This is a genomic window from Fulvimonas soli (assembly GCF_003148905.1).
Taxonomy (GTDB): domain Bacteria; phylum Pseudomonadota; class Gammaproteobacteria; order Xanthomonadales; family Rhodanobacteraceae; genus Fulvimonas; species Fulvimonas soli.
Window position 1 is genome coordinate 81,002 of sequence record NZ_QGHC01000011.1, and the last position, 8,023, is coordinate 89,024.

General features: G+C 74.6%; 5 protein-coding genes. 4 read left to right on the plus strand and 1 reads right to left on the minus strand.

All coding sequences use genetic code 11. The features are described 5' to 3' along the window. Positions 1-67: 67 nt before the first annotated feature. Positions 68-2,200, minus strand: a complete 2,133-nt coding sequence (locus C7456_RS13805; protein WP_109724403.1) for a RelA/SpoT family protein — start codon at positions 2,198-2,200, stop codon at positions 68-70. 109 nt (positions 2,201-2,309) lie between these two features. On the opposite strand from C7456_RS13805, the gene C7456_RS17235 reads away from it, so the two are divergent. The 4 genes from C7456_RS17235 to C7456_RS17245 all read left to right on the plus strand — a co-directional run. Next, complete coding sequence (locus tag C7456_RS17235; RefSeq protein ID WP_170120225.1) at positions 2,310-2,477, plus strand: hypothetical protein; 168 nt, start codon at positions 2,310-2,312, stop codon at positions 2,475-2,477. Positions 2,478-2,489: 12 nt separating this feature from the next. Continuing rightward, complete coding sequence (locus tag C7456_RS17240; protein ID WP_170120226.1) at positions 2,490-2,660, plus strand: hypothetical protein; 171 nt, start codon at positions 2,490-2,492, stop codon at positions 2,658-2,660. Between the two features lie 161 nt (positions 2,661-2,821). Next, complete coding sequence (locus tag C7456_RS13810; RefSeq protein ID WP_109724404.1) at positions 2,822-4,528, plus strand: ShlB/FhaC/HecB family hemolysin secretion/activation protein; 1,707 nt, start codon at positions 2,822-2,824, stop codon at positions 4,526-4,528. A 97-nt stretch (positions 4,529-4,625) separates the two neighbouring features. Further along, on the plus strand, positions 4,626-8,023 hold a 3,398-nt coding region (locus C7456_RS17245), incomplete at its 3' end, for a two-partner secretion domain-containing protein (protein ID WP_170120227.1).

The following is an 8,023-nucleotide window of genomic DNA, read 5'->3' on the forward strand; positions in this document are numbered from 1 at the left end:
GGGAAAATGGAGGCCGTGGCAGCTTAGCACCGCCGCTCCGCGCCGCCCGCGGCGCGGAATGGGGCGTTCAGCTGGCGCTGACGCGGCGCGCGTCGGTGACGTTGGGCAGCGCCGCCAGCTTCGCCAGCAGGCCGGAGAGCTGCTCGAAGTCGCGCACGCGCAGGGTGAAGCGCATCTCCACCACGCCGCTGCGCGGCGACACGCGGCTGTTCAGCGCGACGATGTGCGTGCCGACGTTGCTGATCACGCCGGTGACGTCCTTCTGCAGGTCCTTGCGGTCGTAGGCGGTCAGCTCCACGTCCACCTCGTAGGACTGCGGCGCGCCGCTGCCCCATTCGACCTGGATCACGCGGTCCGGGTCGCGCCGCGCCAGGCGCGCCAGGCTGGCGCAGTCGGCGCGGTGCACCGAGACGCCGCGGCCCTTGGTGACGTAGCCGCGCACCGCGTCGCCCGGCAGCGGCTGGCAGCAGCGCGCCAGCACGGTGAGCAGGTTGCCCACGCCCTCGATGCGCAGCGCGCTGGGGTCGGGCTTCTCGCTGCGGCGCGGGGCCAGCGCGGGCGGCGCCGGTTCCGCCGCCGGCGCCTCGGCCTCCAGCAGCGCGCGCGCCACGTGGCCGGGCGTCACCTCGCCCAGCGCCAGCGCCACCAGCAGCTCGTCGTGGGTCTTGAGGTGGAAGTGCGCGGGCAGCGCGGCCAGGTCCGGCGCGGGCAGCGCCAGGCGCCTGAGCTCGCGCTCCAGGATCGCGCGCCCGGCGGCGAGGTTGGCGTCGTGCGCCAGCTTGCGGAACCACACGCGCACCTTCTCCCTCGCGCGCGAGGTGTGGAGGTAGCCGTGGTGCGGCGAGAGCCAGTCGCGGCTGGGCTCGGCGTTCTTGGCGGTGATGATCTCCACGCGGTCGCCGCTGCGCGGCTGGAAGCTCAGCGGCACGATGCGCCCGTTGACCCTGGCGCCGCGGCAGCGGTGGCCCACCTCGGTGTGCACGTGGTAGGCGAAGTCGAGCACGCTGGCGCCGTGCGGCAGGTCCACCACCTCGCCCTTGGGGGTGAGCAGGTAGACGCGGTCCTCCAGCAGCTCGGTCTGCAGCTCGGCGGCCAGCTCGCCCTCGTCGCCGCGCGGCTCCAGCAGCTTGCGCATCCAGGCGATCTTGGCCTCGAACTCGGCGTCGGCGCTGCCGCCTTCCTTGTAGCGCCAGTGCGCGGCCACGCCCAGCTCGTTGTCGCGGTGCATGGCGTGGGTGCGGATCTGCACCTCCAGCGTCTTGCCGTGCGGGCCGACCACCGCGGTGTGCAGCGAGCGGTAGCCGTTGCCCTTGGGCCGCGCGATGTAGTCGTCGAACTCGCCGGGCAGGTGCGGCCACAGCGAGTGCACCACGCCGAGCGCCGCGTAGCAGTCGGCCACGCCGTCCACCAGCACGCGCACCGCGCGGATGTCGTACAGGTCGGAGAACTCCAGCGCCTTGCGCTGCATCTTCTTCCAGATGGAATAGATGTGCTTGGGCCGCCCGGCCAGCTCGGCGCGTATGCCCGCGGCCCGCAGCGCGCGGCCGAGCTCGTCCAGCGTCTCGCGGATGAAGGCCTCGCGGTCGGCGCGGCGCTCGTCGAGCAGGTTGGCGATGCGCCGGTAGGTGTCCGGCTGCAGGTAGCGGAAGGCCAGGTCCTCCAGCTCCCATTTCAGCTGCCAGATGCCCAGGCGGTTGGCCAGCGGCGCGTGGATGTCGCGGGTGAGGCTGGCCAGCTCGCGCCGCTCCGCCTCCGGCAGCGCGGCCGCCGCGCGCATCTTAGCCAGCTGGCGCGCCAGCAGCACGAACACCACGCGCAGGTCGCGGATGATCGCCAGCAGCAGCCGGCGCAGCCCTTCCGAGCCGCCGCCCTGGGTGCGCTGCGCGTGCAGCGCCCACACCTTCTCGGCCGCGCGCTGGCCGTCCACCAGCCGGCGCAGCTCCTCCGGCAACGCCGGCGCGCGCGCCTCCCACAGCGCGGGGTCGGCCTGCGCCAGCGCGAACCACAGCGCCGCGGCCTGGGTCTGCGCGTCGCAGCCGAGCATCGCCAGCAGGTCCAGCACGTCGGCGCACTCGGCCTGGTCCACCGCCGGGCGCCGCGCGCAGGCCTCGAGCGCCTCCGCCAGCGCGGCCGGCAGCGCCGCGGCGCGGGCGCGCCACGGTTCCAGGCTGGGCGTTGCGGGGGCGGGAGCTTGCACCATGCGCGCGGGAATCCTCGTAGGACGCCATTCTAGTGACAGCGCGCCGCACCTGGCCTGAAGGGGCGCAGGCGCGGGACAATGCGCGGCTTTCCATCAGGGATCGCGCCCCATGAGGCACCGCGTTCTTTCCGCCTTCGTCCTGGCGGTGCTGGCCGCACCGGCGCACGCGCAGCAGGCCGAGCCGCTGCGCCAGCGCATGGGCGAGGCCGCGTTCCGCCAGGCCGCGCCGGAACGCGCCGTGGTGGAGAGCCGCATCGCCGGCCGCTTCGCCGGCTGACGGCCGGGCGACGTGCTCGCGCTGGCGAACGGCCAGCGCTGGCGCGTGGCCGACGACAGCGCGCTGGCCACCGGCAGGCCGCTCGACGCGCCCGCCGTCACCGTCGGGCCGGGCCTGCTCGGCGGCTGGCTGCCGAAGGCGGCGGGCTACAACGCCAGCGCGCGGGTGGAGCCGGCGAACTGAGCAAGGGCGCGTCGCTTGATGCCGGACGCCGTGTCGGAAAAATCCCACGGCGCGCCGGGGCGGTAGGGAGTTGAGCCGCCATTGCGTTCTAGTAATTTTGATCAGGCCGCCGTGGGCAGAGTCCGTGCATCGCGGCGGATCGGCAATACAGGGGAAAGTTCATGGACGACGTTGCAGCGCGACGACTGGGCCGGTGGCCGCGGGCGCTGTCGTGCGGACTGCTGGCGCTGGCGCTGCCGTTCTGCCTCGCGCCGGCGCGGGCGCAATCCATCGCGGGACAACAGGAGCAGCGCGAGCGCGAGCAGCGCGACGCCGAGCAGCGCGCCAGGCTGCGCGAGTCGCCGGACGTGCGGCTGCAGCCCGCGCCGTCCAGCGACTACCGGCAGACCGGCCTGCCGCGGGAGACGCCGTGCTTCCGCCTCGACAGCATCGTCCTGGAAGGCGGGCGCCGCGAGGCGTTCGGCTTCCTGCAGCGCTACCTCGACCGCTACCGGGGGCAGTGCGTCGGCCAGCAGGGACTGGCGCTGCTGGTCCGCCGCGCGTCCGACCTGGTGCTGGCGCGCGGCTACGTGACCACGCGGCTGGCGGTTCCCGAGCAGAACCTCGCGCAGGGACGGCTGCGCCTGCTGCTGGCGCCCGGCACGCTCGGCGCCGTGCGCTTCGCGCCGGGCTCGGCCACGGCGGACTGGCGCAGCGCCCTGCCGCTGCGGCCGGGCGACCTGCTCGACCTGCGCGCCATCGAGCAGGGCCTGGAGCAGTTCAAGCGCGTGCCCTCGCAGGACGTGAAGATCGACATCGCGCCCGGCGCCGCGCCCGGTACCTCCGACCTGGTGCTGACGGTCGTTCGCGCGCGGCCGTGGCGCTACACCTTCGAGCTGGACGACGGCGGCATCCGCGCCACCGGCCGCGAGCAGGGCGGCATCAACCTGGCGCTGGACCAGCCGCTGGGCGTCAACGACATCCTCGTGGCCGGCGTCACCCATTCGGTGGGCGACGACCACGGCGTGCGCGGCACCCACGGCGGCGACCTCGACTACAGCCTGCCCCGGGGCTGGTGGACCTTCGAGCTTTCCAGCAACGGCTACGGCTACCGCCAGCCGGTCACCGGCGCCATGCAGACCTTCAGCTTCACCGGCCGCTCGCGCACCAACGCGGCCAGCGCCACGCGGCTGCTGCACCGCGACCAGCGCAGCAAGACCTCGCTGCAGCTCACCCTGAGCGGACGGCAGGCGCACAGCTACGTCGACGGCGAGGAGATCGCCGTGCAGCGGCGCCGGACGCGCGCGCTGGAGCTGGCGCTGGTCCAGCGCCGCTACCTCGGCGACGCCCAGCTCGACCTGCGCCTGGCCTGGCGCCGCAACGTGCCCTGGTTCGGCGGCGACTGGGCGGCCGGCCACGACGGCGGCCCCACCTTCCGCGCCAGCATCGCCACGCTCGACGCCAGCCTCGGCCTGCCGTTCCAGGCCGCCGGCCAGCGCTGGCTGTGGGCCTCCGAACTGCGCGCGCAGGCCACCGGCGACCAGGTCTACGCGGAGGACTACCTCACCGTCGCCGGCCGCTACACCGTGCGCGGCTTCGACGGCGAGCAGACCCTGGGCGGGCCGCATGGCGGGTACTGGCGCAACACCCTGAGCTGGCTGCCGGGCGGCAGCGGCGTGGCGCTGTACGGCGGCGTCGACGTCGGCCGCGCCGGCGGCGTGCCCACGCCGGGCCTGTCCGGCCACGCCGTCAGCGGCGCCGTGCTCGGCGTGCGCGGCGGCCGCTGGGGGCTCTCCTGGGACCTCTTCGCCGGCTGGGCGCTGCACGCCCCCGCCGGCTTGCGTACCGCCCGCCCCGCGGCGGGCATGCAGTGGATCTACGTGTTCTAGGCGGCGCGCCCCGCCGCCCCGTGCGAGCCCGGATGCGTCCGGGTACTGCCGTCAAGGAGTCGATGCCATGAAGGATTTCCGCCACCGTCCCCTTCCCATGCGACCGCTGCGCCGCAAGGCGCTGTGCGCCGCGCTCGGCCTCGCCCTGGGCTGGCCCGCCGCCCATGCGCAGAGCGCGGCGGTGCGCCCGGACGGCAGCACCGCCACGACGACGCAGCAGGCGCCCAACGGCGTGCCGGTGGTGAACATCGCCGCGCCCAACGCCGCCGGTCTCTCGCACAACCGCTACCGGCAGTTCGACGTCGGCGCGCAGGGCCTGATCCTCAACAACAGCGGCGCGATCAGCAGCACGCAGCTGGCCGGCTACGTCTACGGCAACCCCGACCTTTCCAGCGGCGCGGCGGCGCGGCTGATCCTCAACGAGGTCACTTCCACCGCGCCCAGCCGGCTGCAGGGCGTGCTCGAGGTGGCGGGCCGCGCCGCCGACGTGGTGGTGGCCAACCCGAACGGCATCGACTGCAACGGCTGCGGCTTCATCAACGCCACCCGCGGCGTGCTCGCCACCGGCACGCCGGTGCTGGGCGCGGACGGCACGCTGAGCGCGCTGCGCGTCACCGGCGGCACCCTCACCATCGGCGGCCAGGGCCTGGACGGCAGCGGCATCGACCGCGTGGACCTGATCGCGCGCGCCGTCGCGGTGAACGCCGGCCTCTGGGCCAACCGCCTCAACGTGGTGACCGGGGCCAATCGCGTGGACTACGCCACGCTGGCCACGCAGAAGCTCGCCGGCACGGGCGCCGCGCCGGCGCTGGCGCTGGACGTGTCGGCGCTGGGCGGCATGTACGCCGGCGCGATCCGCCTGGTCGGCACCGAGGCGGGTCTGGGCGTCAACAGCCAGGGCCAGGTCGCCGCGCAGGACGGCGACCTCACCCTGACCAGCGCGGGCCAGGTCGTGCTGGGCGGCAAGACCGGCGCCACCGGCAACGTCGCCGTCGAGGCGGCGCAGTCGGTCGCCAGCGCCGGCACGCTGGCGGCCGGCGGCGCGTTGCGCCTGGACAGCGGCGGCGACCTGAACGTCGGCGGCACGCTCTACAGCGACGGCGCGATGACGCTGACGGCGGGCGGCGCCCTCGTCAATCGGGGGCAAGTGCAGTCGCAGGGCGGCGCCCTCACGCTGCAGGCCGCGGGCACGCTCGCCAACGCGGCCGGCGCCGGCATGCTCGCGAACGGACCCGTCGCCGTGCACGCCGGCGCGCTGGACAACGCGGGCCGGCTGGAGTCGGTGCAGGGCATGGGGCTCACGCTGCAAGGCGCGGCGACCAATGCCGGCGTACTGCAGGCCGACCAGGGCGGGCTTGTGCTTTCGGCCGCCACGCTGGGCAATGGCGGCCGGATCGCCGCGGGCGGCGACGCCAGCCTCGGCGCATCCACGTCGCTGGGCAGCACCGGCACGCTGGTGGCCAACGGCAAGGTGACGCTGAGCGCGCCGAGCCTGAGCACGGCGGGCACGATCCAGGCGGGCCAGTCGCTGGCGATCGCGGGCGGCAGCCTGAGCAGCGCGGGCAAGCTGTACGCGCTCGGCGGCGACTGGACGGCGCAATTGAGCGGCGCCTTCAACGGCGCCAGCGGCAGCGACATCTACGGCGCCGGCAAGGTGGGCGTGCAGGCCGCTTCCTTCGTCAACGCGGGTGGCGTGGAAGCGCGCCAGGCGTTGTCGCTGACCAGCGGCGGCGAGCTGCGCAACCAGGGCACGCTGCAGGCCGACGGCGGCGACGCCACGCTCGCCGCGGGCACGCTCGACAACGACGGCACCGTCAGCGCGCGGGCCCATCTGCACCTCGGCGCCACCGGCGCGCTGACCACCCATGGCCAGGCCGTGGCGGGCGGCGACGTGGACCTCGGCGGCGCGCGCCTGGACACGGCGGGCCTGGTGCAGGCCGGCGGCCGCCTCGACCTGGGCAGCGCCGGCGACCTGGTCAACGCGGGCCGGCTGTACGCGCTGGGCGGCAACTGGACGGCGCGGCTCGGTGGCGCCTATGCCGGCCAGGCCGGCAGCGACGTGTACGGCAGCGGCGACCTCGCCCTGCATGCAGCGGCGTTCGCCAACGCGGGCACGTTCGAAGCGGAACGGAGCCTGGCGATCCAGGCCGATCACGCGCTCGGCAACAGCGGCCTGCTGCGCGCCGACCAGGGGAACCTGACGCTCGGCGCCGACGCGCTGAGCAACGGCGGCCGGATCGGCGCGGGCGGCGACGCCAGCCTCGGCGCATCCACGTCGCTGGGCAGCACCGGCACGCTGGTGGCCAACGGCAAGGTGACGCTGAGCGCGCCGATCCTGAGCACGGCGGGCACGATCCAGGCGGGCCAGTCGCTGGCGATCGCGGGCGGCAGCCTGAGCAGCGCGGGCAAGCTGTATGCGCTCGGCGGCGACTGGACGGCGCAATTGAGCGGCGCCTTCAACGGCGCCAGCGGCAGCGACATCTACGGTGCCGGCAACGTGGGCGTGCGGGCCGCTTCCTTCGTCAACGCGGGCGGTGTCGAAGCCGGCCGGAACGTGCAGGCCACCGTCGACAGCGCGCTGGACAATCGCGGCGCGGTACAGGCGGACCAGGGCAGTCTCGCGTTCTCCGCCGCCACGTTGAGCAACGATGGCCAGATCAGTGCTGGCAGCGATGCTGGCCTGAGCGCGTCCACGTCGCTGGGCAGCACCGGCACGCTGGTGGCCAACGGCAAGGTGACGCTGAGCGCGCCGAGCCTGGGCACGGCGGGCACGATCCAGGCCGGCCAGTCGCTGGCGATCGCGGGCGGCAGCCTGAGCAATGCGGGCAAGCTGTATGCGCTCGGGGGCGATTGGACGGCTCAATTGAGCGGCGCCTTCAACGGAACCGGTGGCAGCGACGTCTACGCCGCCGGCAACGTGGGCCTGCGGGCCGCTTCCTTCGTCAATGCGGGTGGCGTCGAAGCCGGCCGGAACGTGCAGGCCACCGTCAATGGCGCGCTGGACAATCGCGGCGCGGTGCAGGCGGACCAGGGCAGTCTCGCGCTCTCCGCCGGGACGCTGGGCAATGGCGGCCGGATCGCCGCGGGCGGCGACGCCAGCCTCGGCGCATCCACGTCGCTGGGCAGCACCGGCACGCTGGTGGCCAACGGCAAGGTGACGCTGAGCGCGCCGAGCCTGGGCACGGCGGGCACGATCCAGGCGGGCCAGTCGCTGGCGATCGCGGGCGGCAGCCTGAGCAGCGCGGGCAAGCTGTACGCGCTCGGCGGCGACTGGACGGCGCAATTGAGCGGCGCCTTCGACGGCGCCAGCGGCAGCGACATCTACGGCGCCGGCAAGGTGGGCGTGCAGGCCGCTTCCTTCGTCAACGCGGGTGGCGTGGAAGCACGCCAGGCGTTGTCGCTGACCAGCGGCGGCGAGCTGCGCAACCAGGGCACGCTGCAGGCCGACGGCGGCGACGCCACGCTCGCCGCGGGCACGCTCGACAACGACGGCAC